The following is a 20,977-nucleotide window of genomic DNA, read 5'->3' as shown; positions in this document are numbered from 1 at the left end:
CATGTTAAAACAACAGATATTAATCTATACAGAATCAACCCCAAACCCAAATTCAATGAAGTTTGTTTTAAACTTTATTGTAGCTCCTGAAGGCTTATCGTTCGATTTCGCAACGCCATCAGATGCAGTAGCAGAAGGCAAAGAGTCGCCCTTGGCTGTAGCTTTATTTGGCTTTGATTTTGTCAAACGAGTATTCATTTCATCTAATTTCATCACAGTTACGAAAGATGAAGAGACAAAATGGGAAGATGAATTATTCGGCTTGAAACAATTTTTGAAAGGGTTCTTTGAAGAGAAAAAAGAAGTTTTCACAAAGTCGACAATTGCTGCAAATGATGTGATAGGAGGAGAGGAAGATTCTGAAACGGTAGTTAAAATCAAAGCTGTGTTAGACCAATATGTTCGTCCAGCGGTAGAGTCTGATGGCGGTGCTATCAATTTTCACTCTTTCAATGAAGGAACTGTTAAAGTATTATTGCAAGGCTCATGCTCTGGCTGTCCATCATCAACGATGACTTTGAAACAAGGTATTGAAAATTTATTAACCCGTATGGTTCCAGAAGTAAAAGAAGTAGTAGCAGAAGGCGTATAAAAACGTTCTTTAGGCTTAATTTTTCTTAAATTACATAGATTAGACCTGCAAGGCTTCCGAAACCTTGCAGGTCTTTGTATTTTTGCGTCATGACAGAAAAACGTTGGATTTATAAACCCATTCCACCCACTGATAAAATCAAACAAGTAGCTGAGGCAATCAATGTTTCAACAGAAATTGCTACGCTCTTGGCTCAGCGAGGAATTAATACCTTTGATGAAGCTAAGGCATTTTTCCGACCAGACCTTTCTAATCTGCACGACCCATTTTTGATGAAGGATATGGACGTTGCCGTTGAACGGTTGACAAAAGCGATTGCATCTGGCGAAAAAATAATGATTTATGGTGACTACGATGTAGACGGCACTACTTCGGTAGCTACTTTTTATGGTTTCTTGAAAAACCACGTTTATCAAAATGCGTCTGACTGTCCTTTAGAATTTTATATCCCCGACCGCTATGCTGAAGGCTACGGGGTTTCGCAGGCAGGTGTTGAAAAAGCTGCTAACGAAGGCTTTGGGCTGATTATTAGTTTAGACTGTGGTATTAAATCAAAAGAGAAAATTACTTGGGCCAAAGAGCATGGCGTTGATTTTATCGTTTGCGACCATCACCGTCCCGATGATAATGACTTGCCTCCAGCAGTGGCGATTCTCGACCCTAAAAGAGCAGATTGCCCTTATCCTTACAAAGAATTAACAGGCTGTGGCGTCGGTTTTAAGTTATTACAGGCTTATTGTAAAACGCACGGTATTTCAGAAACATTGTTATTACCTTATCTAGACCTTGTGGTTACTTCTATTGCTTGTGATATTGTACCTATTACAGGCGAAAATAGAATTATGGCTTATTATGGTTTGCAACAATTGAATTCAAATCCAAGAACTGGATTAAAGGCATTGATGCAATCGGCAAGTTTGGCAGGGAAAATGGATATTACCAAAGTGGTTTTTGGACTAGGGCCAAGAATTAATGCTGCAGGAAGAATAAAGCACGCTTATGATGCCGTTAATTTATTATTGACTGACGACGAAGAAGAAGCCACCAATTTTGCCAATATCATCGCCAAACATAATACAGATAGAAAAGGTTTTGATACAGATATTACCGCCGAAGCGTTGGCTATTATTGAAGACAATGCTGGATTGAAGAGTGCTAAAAGTACCGTATTATTCAAAAATGATTGGCATAAAGGCGTTATCGGTATTGTAGCGAGCAGATGTATTGAAAAATATCATCGTCCCACTATCATTCTTACAGAGTCACATGGTCATGCTGCGGGTTCGGCTCGTTCTGTACCAGGTTTTGATGTGTATGATGCTATCGAAGAATGTGCAGAGCATTTAATTCAATTTGGAGGACATACTTTTGCGGCAGGTTTAACGTTGGAAATCTCTGAGATAGAAAATTTTAGGCGTAAATTTGAAGAAGTTGTCAATCGAAAAATATTACCTGAACAGCTTTCGCCTATGATTGATATTGATTTGAAATTGCCTTTGATAGAAATTTCAGATAAATTTCACAGAATCATGTGTCAGATGTCGCCCTTTGGTCCACAAAATATGACACCCGTTTTTGTTTCAGAAAATGTTTACTTACATGGACAGCCCATTAAAATGAAAGAGAAGCATTTGAAAATAAATGTTTTTCAAGAAGGCTCCCCCGCTTATACTTGCGTAGGATTCGGAATGGTGGAGGATTATTTTAATCATTTACACGAAGGCAAGCCTTTTTCTATTTGTTATACCATTGAAATTAATGAATGGCAAGGCAGAAAGTCTTTTCAGTTGATGTTGAAGGATATTAAAGTTTAGATTGCTGATGTGCTAGCCTAAAATATTAAAATTAATAGGAGGATTATCCTTCTGATTCAAATCATGATTTTAAGAACAGAAAATTTAGTTAAAAAGTACGGACAGCGTGTCGTAAATGATAATGTTAGTTACCAAGTAGCACAAGGTGAAATCGTGGGACTGCTAGGCCCTAATGGTGCAGGCAAAACTACCTCTTTTTACATGGCTACGGGCTTGGTAAAGCCAAATTCAGGTAAAGTGTTTCTGGACGATTTAGAAGTAACCAATCTACCCATGTACAAACGTGCTAGGCTAGGTATTGGCTATTTGGCACAAGAGGCTTCTGTTTTCAGAACGCTTTCGGTGGAAGAAAACATTTTGGCCGTACTAGAAATGACTAAGCTTTCTAAACATGAGCAACGTGAAAAAACAGAACAGCTTTTGGAAGAGTTTTCGTTGACACATGTTCGTAAAAATTTGGGGCAAGTACTTTCAGGTGGCGAACGTCGTCGTACAGAAATTGCTCGTGCCTTGGCAGTTGACCCGAAATTCATTTTGTTAGATGAACCATTCGCTGGGGTTGACCCTATTGCGGTAGAGGAAATTCAAGGGATTGTAGCTAAGTTAAAATATAGAAATATCGGTATTTTGATTACCGACCACAACGTTGATGAAACGCTATCTATCACCGACCGTGCATATTTACTTTTTGAAGGAAAAATATTAAAAGCGGGCACCCCTCAAGAACTTGCAGATGACGAACAAGTAAGACGATTATATTTAGGTAAACATTTTGAATTGAAGCGGAAGATTTAGCAATAAAGTATAACCAAAATACTACAAAATGAATAAGATTGAATTCCTAAGTAAAGAACCTGTTCAAGCTTTCATCAAATGGATTGCACCTAAATTAGATGGAGATGATAGCTTTATACATTCTTACATGATGAAACGCCCCAAAGGTTCTGTTTGGGAATGTAATTCTATTTATTCTGCTTTTGAAAACTACAAATGGGGCTTCACTTGTTATCACCCAATTAGACAGATTAGATTTACAGGAAAAACCTTTGAAGATTGTAAAGTCTTGTTGGAAGAGTTAGGTGATGGGTTGAGAAAAAGTGTAGATAATAATGATTCCGAATTATGTCAAAAATACTGTATTGCCATATTAGACTGGGGTGGAGTAATGCATGGAAATAAACAAAAAGTAGAGGCATTAGGAGCAGATATTTCTTCATATTTGAAAAACTGTACCGATAAGCTAAATCCTAATATATTTGATACAAAAGGTAGCTATTATGAAGATATAATAATGACTGCTGGTTTCACAAAAATATATTCTTTGCTAGTGAATGATTTTGTAATATATGATGGACGTGTAGGTGCGGCTTTAGGACTTTTGGTAAGAATGTTTTGCGAAGAAAAAGGTTTAAGTATTATTCCATCAGAATTATTATTCGCTTTTGGAAATGCAAAAGGAGATGTTTATGGAATAGATAACAAGAGGAACCCAAGCAATAACTTATATACCTTTCCTCTACTAACTCAAAATAAAAAACATACTGAAAATAATATCAGAGCCAATTGGTTATTAAAGGAAATTTTGGACAAAACAGAATCAAAATTTAGCAAAATTGACTCAAGAGAACAATTAAGAGCATTTGAATCAGCTTTATTTATGATTGGATATGATGTTTCACAAGCAAATCACCTTAAGTTTAATAAGGCTACAAAAAGATTACCAACTTGGGGTGGAAAAAGCACCTTTGAATATGATGGTTCTGTAGAAAATGGAACAAAGATTAATTTTGGTTCAAAAAACATTGCTTTCGTTTCTAATGAGCAATATCAAATGCTTCTGAATACATTCCTTGGTAAAACAGTTTGTATTGGTACAAGCAGGACATCGACTCCTTCAGGTAGTTTAGGAGAATGGTTAATTAATAATATTACTAAAACTGCTATTGCTTCTTATGTTGGCGCCATCTTAGTAGAAGAAGGCTATGCTTCAAAAAACAAAGATGTAATTATTTTTAAATAATTTATATTCATGCCAAAAACAGAATTGAACAAAGAGATTCTTAAACAGTATCTTAAATTAAGTGAAACAGAAATTGCTCATCATCAGAGTGTTCTTGAAAAGGGAGGCAAAACTATTGATAATTTTGACAGCTTTATGGAAAGTTTTGAATTAAGTCGCCAAGATAGAAAAATGCCATTTAGAGATTAAACTCAATATTTTTCCCCTTACCTCATCACTTCCTTCAAAACCGTTAAAGACTTTATTTCTCCTAAAGTATCCACATGAAGTCTGTAAAATAAGATAATGGATTCTAATAACTGATTCCTTGAATGGCGGTCTATTTTAGGAGATTGGTGATAGGGTGTATTCAATAAAACATCTAATTGATTTTCGAGTGTTTGATTAAGGACAGGCAAATTATGAATCCTTAATTCATTGGATATTTCATGCGCATTCTCAGGTGAAAAACCCAAATACGTACCTAATTGCAATAAAAATTGCAAATGAAAGTTCTCAAAATGTTCTTCTACTTCATCTAGCCATAGGATAGAATTATGGAGAAATTCAAACAAAAAATGATTCCCTGTTTCCTCTTTTAATGATTTTCCAAGAATTTCGGTAATAAAAAGCGCTATTGATGATTTATAAATATCGTAAGGTAAGGTATGAAAAGGCGTGCTACACTTAATCTCTGCTATCCGATGAATTTGTTTATTGGCTGCTGTATTTTTTCCTTTCTGATAAATCACCAAATCTAATAAAGTGAGGGGTTGAAAAAGTGCTATTTTGTTTTTGGATTTGGCACTTCTAACACCATTTTCAATATACGTTTGTATCCCAAATTCTTCTGTAAAAATATTCACGATTACAGAAGTTTCTCGGTAACGAATATAATTTATTACGATGCCTCGTGTTTTATTCAACATACTTTTATGCTTGGGGTTCTTCTCTACGCCAAACTAATTTATCCACAGGGATTTTCTGTTCTATTTTATCTCTTAAAATATCCATCATTTCTTCTACAGGCATTTCTGCATCAAAACGTATAGGCTCTTTAAAGGTAACAGATAGCGTAGTATTGCTTTTTTTAAACCGTAACCCTTTTTTATCAAACGCTCTACGAAAGCCATTAATTACAACGGGTACAACAATCGGGTTATGGGTTTTAATCAAATGAGCCGTTCCTTTTCTTAGCGGAGCATAGGGGGTAGTCGTTCCTTGTGGAAAACTTACCACCCAACCATACGATAAACCTTTACCTACTTTATCTTCTGCCGAAGTATCTACTTCTTTTTTAACATCCTTGCCCTTTTCTCTCCAAGAGCGATTTACCAAAATAGCACCTGCCTGCGAAAAAACCCTTGGTATCAAGCCACCATCTTTCATCGTTTCAGAAGCTGCTACATAAAATACCTTCGACCGTGGTGCTAATAAATAAACAGGAAAATTGACTGAATTTCTGAACCCCCATTTTACACTAAAGAAAATATGATAGAGGCAAATTACATCCATAAAATAGGTTTGATGATTCGATAAAAAAAGCACACCTTCTGTTGGAAGTCCCTCCAAATATTCTGTTCCGCTAATGTTGGTTTTATTGATGCCTCTGATACGAGAGTAAGTTACCCACCCCAACACAATCATAATAATGCGTTTTAAAAACATCGAATTGCCAAAGGGATCTCGTTCAAAAAAACCGAAGACATCAATCATCGGAAGTAGTTTTTTTATATGTTCATTCATTGTTTATGGTTTATCAATAAGTATTTTCCTAAGCGTTAAATTCGATATATTCATTCAAATAATCAATACTTGTAAAATCGAAGATAGATAATTTTTGGTATATTGTTTAAAAAATTGTTCTTCTTGATAACCTATTGAAGCTTTTCATGTTATGTTTAACAAAGGCTTTTTTCCTATTTTCTCAAATCTTGATACAATTATGAATGTACTCATCACTGGTGGCTCGGGTTTAGTTGGCACACGTCTTAGCCAAATATTATTGTCTAAAGGTTTCACGGTTTCTCACCTTAGCCGAAAACCTACAGATGAAACAGGCAAGATAAAAATATATCATTGGGATATTGATAAAGGCATATTAGACACAAAGGCTTTGTTAGAAGCCGATTATCTAATTCACTTAGCAGGTGCGGGCATAGCAGATAGTAGATGGACTGATGCACGAAAAAAGGAAATCATTGATAGCAGAACGGAGTCTTTAAGATTGATTATTACCCATTTAAAAAACATTCCACATAAAATCAAAGCTTTTACTTCCTCCTCGGGCATTGGTTTTTATGGTGCTGATACTGGTACGAAACACATTACAGAAGAATCTCCTGTGGGTGACGATTTTGTAGCTGAATGTTGCATCTTATGGGAAGCGATGGCCGATAATGTATCAAAATTAGGTATCAAAACGGTAAAACTTAGAACGGGAATTGTATTAAGTACTAAAGGCGGGGTTTTAGCAAAAATTCTGGGGCCTATCCGTTTTGGCATTGGGGCAGCTTTGGGAACTGGCAAACAATATCAATCTTGGATTCATATTGATGATTTATGCGAGCTTTATATAAAATCTCTTCTAGATGATACCATGAATGGTGCTTATAATGCCGTTGCTCCTAATCCTGTTACTAATTTTGAATTAACTAAAACCTCTGCTGAGATACTGAAAAAGCCATTTTTTATGCCAAATGTTCCTGCATGGGCTTTGAAAATAGTTTTTGGCGAATTAGCTGATGTGGTATTAGGTGGAAACTATGTCCTCAATCAAAGAGTATCCTCTGAAACCAATTTTCAATACAAGTTTATCTATGTAAAAAAGGCTTTAAAAGATTTGTTGTAATAGTATAACAGGGTTTTGTCCTTAATCGTCAAGTGGTAGGTTTAGTTATTTTTAAGCGATTGATAAATGAATAACATTGCTTTTTTACATCCACAATCACGCTGTTTTTTTGCCACGTTAAACTGAACTTATCTTCTATTTTGGTAAAAATAGCTTTTCTTGACAATTCTATGAGTGAACCTATCGTAAAAATAGTAGCGATAGTACAAACGATATATAGCATCAAAAGTGAAAGAGATTCTTTGCCTCTGACCTGACTAATGAAATGAGCTATCTCTTTCCTAATCAGGGGGTGTTCGTGTATCAGGTAAATTCCAAAAACTGCGCTTGAAATCAGGTTGATAAAATTGCTTTGGACTTTAATATTTTTAAAAGTAAAGAAAAGCATTATCGCTGCAAATATCAATAATGGATTGTTATAGGAGAATAGGCGCCAAACAAAAGCAAACTTATGAATATCGACAAAAAATAGTGTACCACAAAAAAGTACAAGTGCCGAGACTAGAAAGAAGCGAATGGGTTTTTTGATGATAATGTTTATCTTTCTCAGAAATCTGGCAAGGATGTAAATTGTAATAAAATGAAAAATTGTAAATCCATCGCCAGACACTGTTTTGAATATAAAACCCGCGAAACAGTCTAGGTATAATAACCCCAATAATAAAAACATAAGTTGTTTATTTTCAATGCCATCAACACCTTTGTTGAGAAATGGAGAAATAAAGTAGAGGGCTAAATATACGCCTAAATACCACCAAACATTACCAGAAATCGGAAAAATAGACCTAACTAAGTCTTCCCAATCAAACATCGAATGATTAAAAACTGCAAATAATAGAGAAATGATCAATGAATAAAAAAGTGCCTGAAACAAAATAGAGACAAGTACTTTTAATTTAAATTTCACTCCATAATATCCGGATATAAATACGAATGTATTTACGCCAACAATGACAAAACTATTGATGAATAGTCCAAAATAGAGTTTGTTTTTATCATGGTGAAAGAAATCATTCACCATATTTTCAAGGCCAAAACCATGAACAATAATATGGTGAGTAATAATCATAATCATTAACACTATCCGCAATAGCTCAATGTTTGATTCTCTGTTTTTCATCTTTAGATAATTAAAAGGGCCGTTATTTATCAAAGTTTGGGTGTATTATTGATAGGTACTTTCCCATCAAATATTATTTGTCATAGTAATCTCAAACTATTGCCAACAATGGCATAGCCTTCGGTCTATTCTTTTTTTAATAAAAGCAATATTTCGATAAAGGGATTTTAATGAAAAAGGCGGTTGCTTAATATTGTAAAGTAAATTTTAATAAAGGAACTGACACGTCATTTCCTCTTTTATCAATGAATTTGGGCGGTTCAATTGATACTTTTGTTTTCCTAGTAGTCTACAGATTTTTATGCATCAAAAGTAATCAAATTCTACAATTTTGCTATGGTTTTAGTTTTCTGAAAGCTATTTTATTTTATAATAATCTAGCACATCTATTTATTTCCATATTCTGAATCTTCATCAGCGTTTTTTAATGGTTATATAATTGCGGTTATTCTCACAGTTTTTTTATCTTTGAACAAATCTGAGATTTACATTTTAACTTATTCAATTGCTAGGAGCTTTTAGTTTTTTAGCTACATAATTCACATGAAAAACATTTTAATTTATTGTGGTTCTTCGTATGGCAACAATGAAATTTATAATAAAACTGCACAAGAGGTAGGAGAAACACTAGCTAAGCAAGATTTACGATTAGTTTATGGAGGAGGCAAAGCTGGCTTAATGGGTACTGTGGCTGATGCTGTACTTGACAATGGCGGAGAGGCTATCGGAATCATTCCTTCTTTTATGGAAGCTTGGGAAGTACAACATACAGGTTTAACCGAGTGTATCGTGGTAGAATCAATGCATGTTCGTAAACAATTGATGGCTGAAAAAGCAGATGGCGTTGTCGCTTTACCTGGAGGATGGGGCACATTGGATGAATTATTTGAAATTCTTACTTGGCGACAAATTGGGCTTCATCGTATGCCAGTAGGGTTGCTTAATACTAATGGCTTTTATGACGATTTGATTATGATGATAAACAAGATGGTTTCTGAAGGTTTTGTAAGAGCCGTTAATCTTAACTTCTTGATTATCGACGATAATATTGAATCTTTATTAGAAAAAATGCGTAATGATGCTACCGAAGGCGAAATCATTGGCAAACGGATAGAACGTGCCTAAAACAATGTTTTAGGCTATTTTTCGTTCAAAAGTAAATGAAGATTGCGCCACACAAGCTATGAAAAATATTACATTTCTTATTTTTTCCCTTATTGTTTTGCCATGTATACCCGAATCTAAGGCTCAAAACAAGCCTGAAAGTTTGGGGAGTGCTGTTAATTCTGAATACTCTGAATTAAATCCTGTGATTGCTCCAGATGGAAGGATTTTGTATTTCGGCAGAAAAAATCATCCACAAAATAAATATGGTGTAGCAGGTACAGACCAAATTGCGGGTTCACAAGACATCTGGTTTTCTGAAAATGTAATGGGGGCATGGTCAACTGCTAGAAGGATGCCTGAAAGCTTAAACCGTGATCAATATAATTCTATTCTGAGTATCTCGCCCGACGGACAAACTATTTTATTAAAGGGGGCTTATGTGAATGGACAATATGAAACACGGGGCTTTTCTATTGCTAAGAAATCTACCAATGGTTGGGAAATTCCTAAAAAGGTAATTATTCCTAAATATGAACGCCTCAGTAAAGGTAAAAATGAATACGGCTTTCTTTCAAATGATGGAAAGGTGCTATTGATGGCTTTTTCGGAAAAGAAAAACTCTGATGAAGATGATATTTATGCTTCTTTTCTAGAAAACGATGGTTCGTGGTCAGAGGTAATGAATTTAGGAGATGAAATCAATACTAATTTCACCGAGACTACGCCTTTTTTAGCTCCTGATGGTAAAACGCTTTATTTTTCGAGCAATAGAGCAGGAGGAAAGGGCAGTAATGATATTTGGGTAGCCCAAAGAAAGGATGATAGTTGGATTCATTGGACAGAAGCTATCAATATTGGTGAGCCTATTAATACGGAACAATACGATGCTTATTACACGATTTCGGCTGCTGGCGATTATGCATATTTTGTTTCGGGTAATAATTCTTTAGGGAAAAAGGATATTTTCAGGTTAAAATTAGAAATTAACAAACCTATAGAACCTAAGCCGAGTGAAAGTACACCAATCGGGGGAAATCCAACGAGGAAATCGCAAGATAGAAGACCTGTTCAGCCAGCTCCTACCAAATCAGATGCCGTTGTTTTGGTTTCTGGAAAAGTAATTGATGGTAAAACAGGTAAAATTCCACAAAATGCGCAAATCATTTATGAAGATTTAAGCACAGGTAAAGAATTAGGGATTGCTACGCCTGACCCTATAACTGGTATTTACAAAGTAGTATTACCTTATGGAAAGAATTATGGTATCAGTACTAAAATTGATGGCTATATTGGCACTTCCCAGAACATTGATTTAAGTAAAATTACGGGAAAATACCTTGAAGTAGAAGGCAAAGATATGACTGTAAAGCCTATTGAAGCTGGTACTAAAGTTGAAATGAATAATATTTTCTTTGAATTTGGTAAGGCTAATTTAAAACCAGAATCGTACCCAGAGTTGAATAGAATAGCCAATTTCTTTAAAACGAATACTAAGCTGATTTCAGAGGTAAGTGGACATACGGATAATGTAGGTTCGGATGAAGTAAACAATAGACTTTCACAAGAACGTGCCGATGTGGTGCGTAATTATTTATTGACACAAGGCGTACCTGCTGAAAGAATTTCGGCAAAAGGGTATGGTAAAAACAGACCAAAAGTAGCGAATGATACCCCTGAAAACCAAGCTATTAACAGAAGGGTAGAATTTGAAATTTTGAAGAATTGATTTTATGGTTTAGGCGATAGGCTGTAAGCATTAGGCTATAAAATTTTATTGATAGGATTCTTTTCTATCTGCGATATTTATCTCCAAAAATCTGCGGGTAAAAAAAATCCACCTTATTGCCGCTGATTTTATTCGCTGATTCTTTTTATCTGTTTATAAAAACAAAAAGTATTACACACAAGATTATTATTGATTTTAAACTAATTTTATTTAACTAAAACACATAAAACTATGTCAAAGGATAAAGGAGCCATAAAGGAAGTAAAAAAAGAGCCTGCTAAAACACTTAAAGAAAAAAGAGCGGCTAAGCAAGAGAAGAAGAATAGTAAAAGAGATTAAATACAAAAATCCTCAGTAGATAAATTACTGAGGATTTTTTGTTTCTTATTTTTCAAAAAACTATTATTTTGGTCAACGTTTGATGGTTAATTACACGTCTTTTTTTCTCTATTTTGTTTTTGTAAGTAAGCTATTGGTCGAAGGAAAACTATCATGAAAATCATAGGAATATACATAAGTAGCCAAAAACCTAATAATGGTACTAGCTCACTGCCAACCATTGCAACTTTATAATAAATAAAAAGCATTGCATTATTTAATGGAAAAAAAACAAATAAGAGAGTTAGGTTTTTGGATTTCTTCTGTAGATACCAAAACTGGGTTATAAGTCTTATATATTTCATTTAAGTGTATTTAACATGTCTTTCTTTTCTCTATTTTGTTTTTGTAAATATGCATATGGAGGAAAAAAAAGAATAACGAACGTAATAGGCAAATAGAAAAATAATCCAAACGATATATATTCTAGTGAAAAACTCGCCTTAACTCCTGCCATTACTATTTTATAGTAATTATAAACACCTACAGTAATTAATGGGAAAAAAAAGAGCAAATTAAATAGATTATTAGATTTTCTCTGTAAGAGCCAAAACCGGGTTATAAGTCTTATATATTTCATTTACAGTGTATTTGACATGTCTTTCTTTTCTCTATTTTGTTTTTGTAAGTAAGCATATGGTCCTAAAAAAAGCACAATTAACGTAATAGGTAAATAGATTAGCAGTCCAAACCACATATATTCTAGTGAAAAGCTAACCTCAATCCCTGACATTACTGTTTTATAGTAATTAAAAAGACTAATCATATTTAATGGAACATATATAATTATTAGAACGATATTTTGGGATTTCTTTTGTAGGTACCAAAAGCGAGTTATGAGTTCCATGTTCGTAGATTTAAGTTTATTTCTTCTCTTTATTTATCTCAATATTTCTTATAGAAATGTTTGACAAGGTAGTAATATTCCAACCATTTCAGTTCTTAGAAACTATAATTTTTAAGAACATTTTATATTCTCATTATTCTCTTCCTTACCATATTAGTCTTAAAACTTAGTAAATCAAATAAAATTGGTCAACAAATACACTTTCAAAAACTTTATTATCTACAAATACTTATCAATAACCTATTGATAAGCTCAATTATAGCTAAAACCTTCCTGATTTTGACGATAGATTTTTATCTTTGAGGAAATACTTCATTAAACAATTTAAAAATCATTATGCGAAAGCTCTCCTTTATTTTGATGCTACTGTTGGTAGCGTCTGTTTCGAGTTATGCTCAACACTCAACAGTAAAAGCAAACTATGCATTAGCGGCTAAGTTTTCTGCTAAAAAATTAAACAAAATGATTTTCTCGACCAGCGTTGATCCACACTGGCTAAAAAAATCAGACCGCTTTTGGTATGTTTATGAAACTACCGAAGGCAAAAAATGGTATATCGTCGACCCGCTAAAGGCTGAAAAGAAACTTCTTTTTGATAATGAAAAACTGGCGGCTGCCATCACTAAAATTGTAAAAGACCCTTTTGATGCACAACACTTGGGACTGGATAGTATGCGTTTTGTCCGTGATGAAAACTGGATTCAGTTTGAAGTAAAAAGTACGCAAGACTTAGTTGAAAAGAAAGATTCAACCGCTAAGAAAGATGCTAAAGTTGTCAAGGAAAAACCAAAAGTGAAAAAGGTATTTTACTTTGAATATAACCTTAACACAACCGAATTAGTAGAGTTAAGTGATTTCAAAAAGCCTAAGAAAAAACCAGTATGGGCAAGTATCTCTCCAGATGGCAATACCATCATTTTCGGTAAAAAACAGAACTTGTATTTGATGGATAAACTCAATTATGAGAAAGCCCTCAAAAACGAAGAAGATAGTACCATCGTTGAAATTCAATTGACAAAAGATGGTGTAGAAAACTTTGGGTACCATCGTGAATCTCTATCTTTTGGTGACAATGAAACCAATGTTGACAAAGAGAAAAATAAAAACAAACGCAAGCCCGCTTCTATCTTTTGGAGTCCTGATAGCAAGAAATTTGTGATGACTCGTACTGATAACAGAAAAGTAAAAGATATATGGGTAATCAACAGTGTGGCAGACCCACGACCGACGCTAGAAACTTATAAGTATTGGTTGCCTGGTGAGAAAGATAGCCCGATAGAAAATATCATTCTCTTCGATGTTGCCAGTAAAAGTCAATTAGAATTGAATGCCGATTTATTCAAAGACCAAAGCATTAGTATTTGGAATACTCCCCCCCTTGCCAATACTCGAGATGATGATTATCGTGCTAATGTATGGTTGGGGACGAAAGATAAATTCTATCTGACTCGTGCCAGCAGAGATTTAAAAAGCATTGATGTAATGGTAGCAGACGTAACGACGAACACTGTAAAGCCCATTATAGAAGAGCGAATGAATACTTATTTGGAAACTCGCAAGCTTGGTTTGGTGAATGGTGGAAAAGAATTGATTCATTGGAGTGAAAGAGACGGATGGGGACATTTTTACTTGTATGATGAAACAGGAAAATTGAAGAATCAAATAACATCGGGGGCTTTTCATACCGAAGAAATCATAGGTATTGACGAGAAAAAACGAGTGCTGTATTTCACTGCCAATAACCGCGAAAGCAACGAAGACCCTTATTATTTACACACTTACCGTGTAAATTTTGATGGAACAGGCTTGAAATTGCTGAACGAAGGAAATTTTGACCATGCTTCTAGCATCAATGATAATCAGCTATATTTTGTTGATAATTTTTCAAGGGTGAATACTACGCCTAAAGCGGTTTTATACAACACAGATGGTAAAAAGCTCTTGGATTTAGAAACTACTGACTTATCATCTTTACTATCAGCAGGTTATAAATTCCCACAAACATTTAAAGTAAAAGCTGATGATGGTATCACTGACCTTTACGGCGTAATGTACAAGCCTTATGATTTTGATAGCACTAAGAAATACCCAATCATAGAATATGTTTATCCTGGTCCACAAACAGAAAGCGTTAATAAGTCTTTCAGTAAGGGCATGGATAGGATAGACCGCTTGGCTCAATTAGGTTTTATTGTCATTACGGTGGGGAACCGTGGGGGTAATCCTGCTCGTAGCAAATGGTACCATAATTATGGTTATGGCAACCTAAGAGACTATGGTTTAGCAGATAAAAAAGCGGCGATTGAACAGTTAACCGACAGGTTTTCGTTTATCGACATCAACAAAGTTGGTATTCATGGACATAGTGGAGGTGGTTTTATGAGTACTGCTGCGATGTTGGTCTATCCAGACTTTTTTAAAGCGGCTGTTAGTAATGCAGGGAACCATGACAATAGTATTTACAACCGTTGGTGGTCTGAAAAACACCATGGTGTAAAGGAAATTATTTCTGAAAAAAATGATACGAGTTTTGTTTATAGCATCGAAAAAAACCCTGAGATTGCTAAGAATTTGAAAGGTAAATTGTTATTAATTCACGGAGAAATTGATAATAATGTGCACCCTGCTAATACTATTCGTGTGGTAAATGCTTTGATAAAAGCCAACAAGCGTTTTGAGATGCTTACGTTGCCTACTCAACGCCATGGTTTTGGAGATATGACGGAATATTTCTTCTGGAAAATGGCTGACCACTTCACTAAATATCTTTTAGATGATTTCAGTGATAGGAGTGTAGACATCGAAGAAATGAATAAAGAAATAGAACGAAAACGATAATTTCATTTTCTTAATCTTAAAATAAAGCTTTTTTAAAACTAATTCGCTGATTTTAAGGTTAAATTTGTACCGAATTTTTCGCCACGAATTGCTCAGATTTTCACCAATCGGGCGGTTCGTGGCTATTGTTGTTATTGAAGATAAGAATATGCTCGTAAAAGATTTCCTTACCCTGTATCGTGAAGATGGCTTTGTGCAGATGATTGCTGAACAAATTAAAGTACCTAAAGACTACCCTCATATTCAAATAAAGGGCTTTATTGGTAGTTTGGATGCCGTAGTGGCATCTGCTTTGCATTTACTCAACGAAAAGCAATCTCACCTGTTTGTGCTTTCCGACCGTGAAGAAGCGGCTTACTTTATCAACGATTTACAAAATTTAGTGGGTGAAGACCGAGTACTGGCTTTTCCGATGTCTTACAAAAAGGCTTATCAATACGAGGAGGTGGATAACGCCAATGTATTGATGCGTGCTGAAGTATTGAACAAACTCAACAATAATACCGAAGGTGTATTGATTGTTAGTTATCCAGAAGCCCTCTCTGAAAAAGTTATCAACAAACGTTCGCTTACTAAAAATACTTTTACTATCAATGTATCTGAGAAATTAGATACTGCTTTTTTAGGAGAAGTATTGGCTAGTTATGATTTCGAGAAAACCGATTTTGTTTACGAAGCGGGGCAATATTCTATTCGAGGAGGTATCGTAGATGTTTTTAGTTATGCCAACGATTTGCCTTATAGAATTGATTTGTTTGGCGACGAAGTAGAAAGTATCAGAACTTTCGACCCTGAGTCTCAGCTTTCTGTCGAATCTATTTCTCGCATCAATATAATTCCTGATGTACAGAATCGACTGATTCAAGAAACCCGTGAGCCTTTCTTTAATTTCTTACCCGATAATACGCGTCTTTGGTTCAAAGATGTGGAGTTGACGCTTGAAATTATCGAAAAGTCTTTTGAAAAAGTTGAGGTTAATTTCCAAGAAATTATTGCCAAAAGTGGTGGTATCAAGGTTATTTCAGAGCCCAGTCAATTATTCGAAACTCGCAGAAGTTTCCTGAATCTGATTAAAGAATTTGGTACGATTGAATTTGGAAAAAGATTTTATTTTAAATCTGCTCATGAAAAAATTCAGTATCAGGCAAAAGTACAGCCAACCTTCAACAAAGATTTCAAAAGATTAGCTGATAATCTTCGTGAAAATCAAGCTTTTCATTATACCAATATCATTACTGCCGACTCGCCTAAACAGCTTGAACGACTAGCGACTATTTTTGATGAAATTGATAGAAATGTTCGTTTTCAGGCAATGAATATTTCTTTGAGAGAAGGTTTTATCGACCAGCAAGCTAAAATTGTTTGCTATACCGACCATCAGATTTTCGACCGTTTTCATCGTTTCAGAGAAAAAAGCAAGTATTCAAAATCAAAAGCACTGACCCTCAAAGAATTACGCTCTTTACAAGTTGGCGATTTTGTTACGCACGTCGACTATGGTATTGGTCGCTTTGCGGGTTTAGATAGGGTAATGGTAGGCGATTCTGAACAAGAAGCCATCCGATTAATCTATAAAGACAACGATGTATTGATGGTTTCGATACATTCTCTCCATAAAATTGCGAAGTATTCGGGCAAAGAAGGGGGACCACCGATTATGTCGAAATTGGGCTCGCCAGAGTGGGAAAACCGTAAGTCGAAAGTAAAGAAGCAAGTAAAAGACATTGCCAAGGAATTGATTTCGCTCTATGCCAAGCGTAGAATGGCGCCTGGTTTTGCTTTTTCTAAAGATACTTTTATGCAGGTAGAACTGGAATCGTCTTTCCTGTACGAAGATACCCCAGACCAAGCAAAATCGACGGCTGATGTAAAAGCCGATATGGAAAAACCACACCCGATGGACAGGCTAGTATGTGGCGATGTGGGCTTTGGTAAAACGGAAGTGGCTATTCGGGCAGCCTTTAAAGCGGTCGCTGATTCAAAACAAGTCGCTATTTTAGTACCTACTACGGTTTTGGCAATGCAACACTTTAGAACTTTCCGTGACCGTCTGGAAAAATTTCCGTGTAGAGTAGAATACATCAATCGTTTTAAGTCGGATAAACAAATCAAAGAAACTTTGAAAAGAGTAGCTTCTGGTGAAACAGATATTCTGATTGGTACGCACAGAATTGTGAATAAAGACGTGGTTTTCAAGAATTTGGGCTTGATGATTATCGATGAAGAGCAAAAGTTTGGTGTAAAAGTAAAAGACCGTTTGAAAGAAATGAGGGTAAATATTGATGCCCTGACGCTTACGGCAACCCCTATTCCGAGAACACTACATTTTTCATTGATGGGTGCGAGGGATTTATCTATCATTGCCACACCTCCGCCAAACCGTCAGCCAGTTACGACTGAATTACAAATATTTAGTGAAACCCTGATTCGTGATGCCGTAAGTTACGAGCTAAAAAGAGGAGGACAAGTATATTTCGTGCATAACCGAGTAGGAGAGTTGGAATCTATCGCCAACCTGATTTTACGCATGGTTCCTGATGCCAAAGTGGGCGTTGCTCACGGACAAATGGAGGGTGATAAATTGGAAAAAGCCATGATGAATTTTATCGAAGGGCATTATGACGTATTGGTTTCGACCAACATTATCGAAGCTGGTCTTGATATTCCAAATGCTAATACGATTCTTATCAATCACGCTAACCATTTTGGCTTATCCGACCTCCACCAAATGCGTGGGCGTGTGGGGCGTTCTAATAAAAAAGCCTTCTGTTATTTATTAACTCCTGCTCTTTCATTACTTACCTCTGAGGCTCGTAAAAGATTAAGTGCTTTAGAAGAATTCTCTGATTTGGGTGATGGTTTTAAAGTAGCCATGCGTGATTTAGATATTCGTGGGGCAGGCAATTTATTAGGAGCAGAACAAAGTGGTTTTGTCAATGATTTAGGGTATGAACTCTATCACAAGATTTTAGATGAAGCCGTTCAGGAGTTAAAAGAGACTGAATTTAGGGCTTTGTTTGAAAAAGATTTAGTTGAAACGGCCGAAAAATTAAAGATTGATTGTCAGATAGAAACAGATATGCAAGTATTGATTCCTGAAAAATATGTATCAAGTATTTCTGAAAGACTTTCGTTGTACACGCAACTGGACGATATGAAAGATGAGGAGGAATTATTGAAATTTGAAGCCATGATTACCGACCGTTTTGGGCCTATTCCTCCACAAATGTCTGACTTAATTGAAATTGTGCGTGTGCGATGGATTGCCGAATCATTAGGAATGGAAAAAATATTATTGAAAAGTAATAATTTGAAATGTTATTTCGTTCCCTCTGAGAATGAAAAGTATTATAAATCAGCAGTTTTCGGCAAGGTTCTTGAATATGTTAAACAACATTCAAGAAAGTGTTCATTGAAAGAAGTAAAAGGTAAGCTGATGTTGTATTTCGATAAGGTTACGTCTATCGAAGAATTTAAATGGATTTTAAAAGAAATTGCTAAATAATAAAGTTTAATATTCATTATATGTGGCTTTTTATTCGTAATATTCCATTTGTAATCATAAGAATTAATATTCTTTGAATATAAAACCCGCAGAATTTAGACTGTTTAGCTTAAATTTGTAGTCTTTTCTGTAAATTGCATCTTTCCTAACTCAGGACATTACTAGTTTTAAAATTATTCTTATCACGACAATCAAATTAATTAACAGATGAAGTTGTCTCTCAAATTAATGACAATTCTTGTAGCAAGCCTTGCATTGGCAAGTTCTTGTAAATCAAAGAAGTCAACGAGTGTAAAAATAGGCAAGAAAAGTACTGCTACTGGTATTGCTTATAACAAAAAAGGAGGTTTTCAGATTGATAAATCCTTCAAAGGTCAACCAACAGGTCCGAACTTAGTATTTGTAGAAGGCGGACGTTTTACGATGGGGGCTTTAGAAGAGGATGTTGTCAATTCAAGAGATAACTTAGAAAGAACCGTTTCTGTACAGTCATTTTACATGGATGAAACAGAAATTGGAAACGTTCACTATCTTGAATATTTGAATTCGGTCATGAAAGACTCTTCTCAAGAATTCTATGAATCAGCATTGCCTGATACATTGGTTTGGAAAGATGAATTAGCTTTTAACGACTCTTATGTAGAACAATATTTACGTTATCCTGGCTTCCGTATGTATCCAGTAGTGGGTGTATCATGGGTACAAGCTTCTGATTATTGTACTTGGAGAACCGCTGCCGTTAACAACGACATCGCGATGAAAAGTCAGAAGAAGAAAAAAGGTAAAAAAGGTGCAGAAAGCAGAACTACTCCTGTTTTTACAGCAGGTCAGCGTTTAGCGATTGAATCTGGAAAAGTATTACCTGCTTATCGTCTTCCAACTGAAGCAGAATGGGAATATGCTGCTAAGGCAATGATTGGTACGCAGTATGAAGATGAGAACCAAACTAACCAAAGAATTTATCCTTGGGATGGGCCAAACATGCGTGCTTCACAAGGTAAGAAAAAAGGTTCTATGTTAGCCAACTTCAAACGTGGACGTGGTGACTACGCAGGTATCGCTGGTAAATCAAACGATGGTGCTATCATTACTACTGAAGTTTATACTTATCCACCAAACGATTTTGGTTTATACCAAATGGCTGGTAACGTAAACGAGTGGGTATATGACTTATACCGTCCGTTATCTTATGAAGATTTCAACGATTTGAACCCAATCCGTAGAAATGATTATCTAGATGTGGCTAAAAATTACGATAGAAAAAATAACAACTCGTTAGTAGACAATAAATCAAGAGTTTACAAAGGTGGTTCATGGGCAGATGTAGCTTATTGGTTAGCACCGGGAACACGTAGATTTATTGATCAAGATTCTTCTACGTCAACGATTGGTTTTAGATGTGCCATGATTAGAGCGGGCTCTAACAAATAATATTTTTACCCATTAGGAGGGCGGCAGAATTTGATTCTGTCGCCTTTTTTTATGCCATTGCTAGGGTGAGTATGGAAATGTCCTTTATATCGAATTCTTGCAGGCTTAAAACGCATGATTCAAGGGTTGCACCTGTTGTTAAGGTATCGTCAACTACTACTACTTTTTTTCCTTTTAAATATTCCTGATGTTTAACAGCAAATACGTTGTCCATATTTTGGTATCGCTCTAATCTTGATTTGGTTACTTGCGAGGTTGTGTTAGTTGCTCTTACTAAAATATCATCTCGCCATTCAATATTTAGGCTTTCGGATAATCCTTTCGCAAAACAATCTGACTGATTATACCCCCTGCTAATTAACCTTTTTTTATGCAATGGCACTGGAATAATCAAATCAAAAGCTTCTTCAAAACCATTTTCTCTCAGTTCCGCTCCGTACCATCTTCCTAGCATTTCGCCTACTTCTTGATTACCCTTATATTTTAGCTCATGCATCAAGCGTTGAACTTTGCCACCCTTTATAAATTTTAAATAGCTCATAACGTGTTTTAGCTCAACTTTGCCCAAAAATTTCTGCATCAATACATTATGGTTTTCAAGGTGCAAATTCGTCTTCGGTATATCGAATCTACAATGTGTACAAATTACAGCTTCGTTCAGTTGGAGGGGCTCTAAACAAGCTGAACAAATTCTAGGAAAAATTAAGTCTATAAATGCGTTGAACATGATTTAAGCAATGTTGTTAAGGTTAGAAACTGATTACAATTT

At 35.3% G+C, this 20,977-nt stretch carries 15 protein-coding genes; 11 read left to right on the top strand and 4 right to left on the bottom strand.

The features are described from left to right. Position 1: 1 nt before the first annotated feature. The 5 genes from J2Y60_RS22145 to J2Y60_RS22125 all read left to right on the top strand — a co-directional run bounded on the left by J2Y60_RS22145 (position 2) and on the right by J2Y60_RS22125 (position 4,615). Positions 2-592 carry a NifU family protein gene (locus J2Y60_RS22145; protein ID WP_409014244.1) on the top strand — a complete coding sequence of 197 codons (591 nt, stop codon included), beginning with the start codon at positions 2-4 and terminating at the stop codon, positions 590-592. Between the two features lie 89 nt (positions 593-681). Next, positions 682-2,406: a single-stranded-DNA-specific exonuclease RecJ gene (gene recJ, locus J2Y60_RS22140; RefSeq protein ID WP_309923617.1), complete on the top strand. Its 1,725-nt coding sequence runs from the start codon at positions 682-684 to the stop codon at positions 2,404-2,406. 63 nt (positions 2,407-2,469) lie between these two features. After that, positions 2,470-3,201, top strand: coding sequence for an LPS export ABC transporter ATP-binding protein (gene lptB, locus J2Y60_RS22135; RefSeq protein WP_309923616.1), 732 nt, complete (start codon positions 2,470-2,472; stop codon positions 3,199-3,201). A 28-nt stretch (positions 3,202-3,229) separates the two neighbouring features. After that, the gene (locus J2Y60_RS22130; RefSeq protein ID WP_309923614.1) at positions 3,230-4,426 is read left to right on the top strand and encodes a hypothetical protein; all 1,197 of its coding nucleotides are present in this window, start codon (positions 3,230-3,232) and stop codon (positions 4,424-4,426) included. Positions 4,427-4,435: 9 nt separating this feature from the next. Next, positions 4,436-4,615 (top strand): hypothetical protein, encoded by a 180-nt coding sequence (locus J2Y60_RS22125; RefSeq protein WP_309923612.1) that lies wholly within the window; start codon positions 4,436-4,438, stop codon positions 4,613-4,615. A gap of 17 nt (positions 4,616-4,632) precedes the next feature. Here J2Y60_RS22125 and recO read toward each other — a convergent pair whose 3' ends face one another. Both recO and J2Y60_RS22115 read right to left on the bottom strand, forming a co-directional pair. Further along, positions 4,633-5,334, bottom strand: coding sequence for a DNA repair protein RecO (gene recO / locus J2Y60_RS22120; protein WP_309923610.1), 702 nt, complete (start codon positions 5,332-5,334; stop codon positions 4,633-4,635). A gap of 4 nt (positions 5,335-5,338) precedes the next feature. Continuing rightward, on the bottom strand, positions 5,339-6,151 hold the full coding sequence (locus tag J2Y60_RS22115) for a lysophospholipid acyltransferase family protein (protein ID WP_309923608.1): 813 nt from the start codon (positions 6,149-6,151) through the stop codon (positions 5,339-5,341). 199 nt (positions 6,152-6,350) lie between these two features. Between J2Y60_RS22115 and J2Y60_RS22110 the strand changes: the two genes are divergently transcribed. After that, entirely contained in the window at positions 6,351-7,256 is a 906-nt protein-coding gene (locus J2Y60_RS22110) for a TIGR01777 family oxidoreductase (RefSeq protein WP_309923606.1), read from the top strand. 28 nt (positions 7,257-7,284) lie between these two features. Here J2Y60_RS22110 and J2Y60_RS22105 read toward each other — a convergent pair whose 3' ends face one another. Next, a complete protein-coding gene (locus J2Y60_RS22105; RefSeq protein ID WP_309923604.1) occupies positions 7,285-8,376 on the bottom strand; it encodes an acyltransferase family protein in 1,092 nt (363 codons plus the stop codon). 543 nt (positions 8,377-8,919) lie between these two features. On the opposite strand from J2Y60_RS22105, the gene J2Y60_RS22100 reads away from it, so the two are divergent. The 5 genes from J2Y60_RS22100 to gldJ all read left to right on the top strand — a co-directional run bounded on the left by J2Y60_RS22100 (position 8,920) and on the right by gldJ (position 20,208). Then, complete coding sequence (locus tag J2Y60_RS22100) at positions 8,920-9,501, top strand: TIGR00730 family Rossman fold protein (RefSeq protein WP_309923602.1); 582 nt, start codon at positions 8,920-8,922, stop codon at positions 9,499-9,501. Positions 9,502-9,559: 58 nt separating this feature from the next. Further along, positions 9,560-11,209, top strand: coding sequence for an OmpA family protein (locus J2Y60_RS22095; protein WP_309923600.1), 1,650 nt, complete (start codon positions 9,560-9,562; stop codon positions 11,207-11,209). A gap of 1,561 nt (positions 11,210-12,770) precedes the next feature. Further along, positions 12,771-15,272: a DPP IV N-terminal domain-containing protein gene (locus tag J2Y60_RS22090; protein ID WP_309923598.1), complete on the top strand. Its 2,502-nt coding sequence runs from the start codon at positions 12,771-12,773 to the stop codon at positions 15,270-15,272. Positions 15,273-15,420: 148 nt separating this feature from the next. Beyond that, positions 15,421-18,777, top strand: a complete 3,357-nt coding sequence (gene mfd, locus J2Y60_RS22085; protein ID WP_309923762.1) for a transcription-repair coupling factor — start codon at positions 15,421-15,423, stop codon at positions 18,775-18,777. Between the two features lie 207 nt (positions 18,778-18,984). Beyond that, positions 18,985-20,208: a gliding motility lipoprotein GldJ gene (gene gldJ / locus J2Y60_RS22080; RefSeq protein WP_309994753.1), complete on the top strand. Its 1,224-nt coding sequence runs from the start codon at positions 18,985-18,987 to the stop codon at positions 20,206-20,208. Between the two features lie 49 nt (positions 20,209-20,257). Here the strand turns inward: gldJ and J2Y60_RS22075 are convergent, their stop codons facing one another. Beyond that, positions 20,258-20,935 carry a ComF family protein gene (locus J2Y60_RS22075; protein ID WP_309923594.1) on the bottom strand — a complete coding sequence of 226 codons (678 nt, stop codon included), beginning with the start codon at positions 20,933-20,935 and terminating at the stop codon, positions 20,258-20,260. Positions 20,936-20,977: the final 42 nt, after the last annotated feature.

This window comes from Arcicella sp. BE140 (assembly GCF_031456255.1).
Classification (GTDB): Bacteria; Bacteroidota; Bacteroidia; order Cytophagales; family Spirosomataceae; genus Arcicella; species Arcicella aquatica.
The sequence above is the reverse complement of the archived record's forward strand: the minus strand, read 5'-3'. Positions and strand labels throughout refer to the sequence as shown.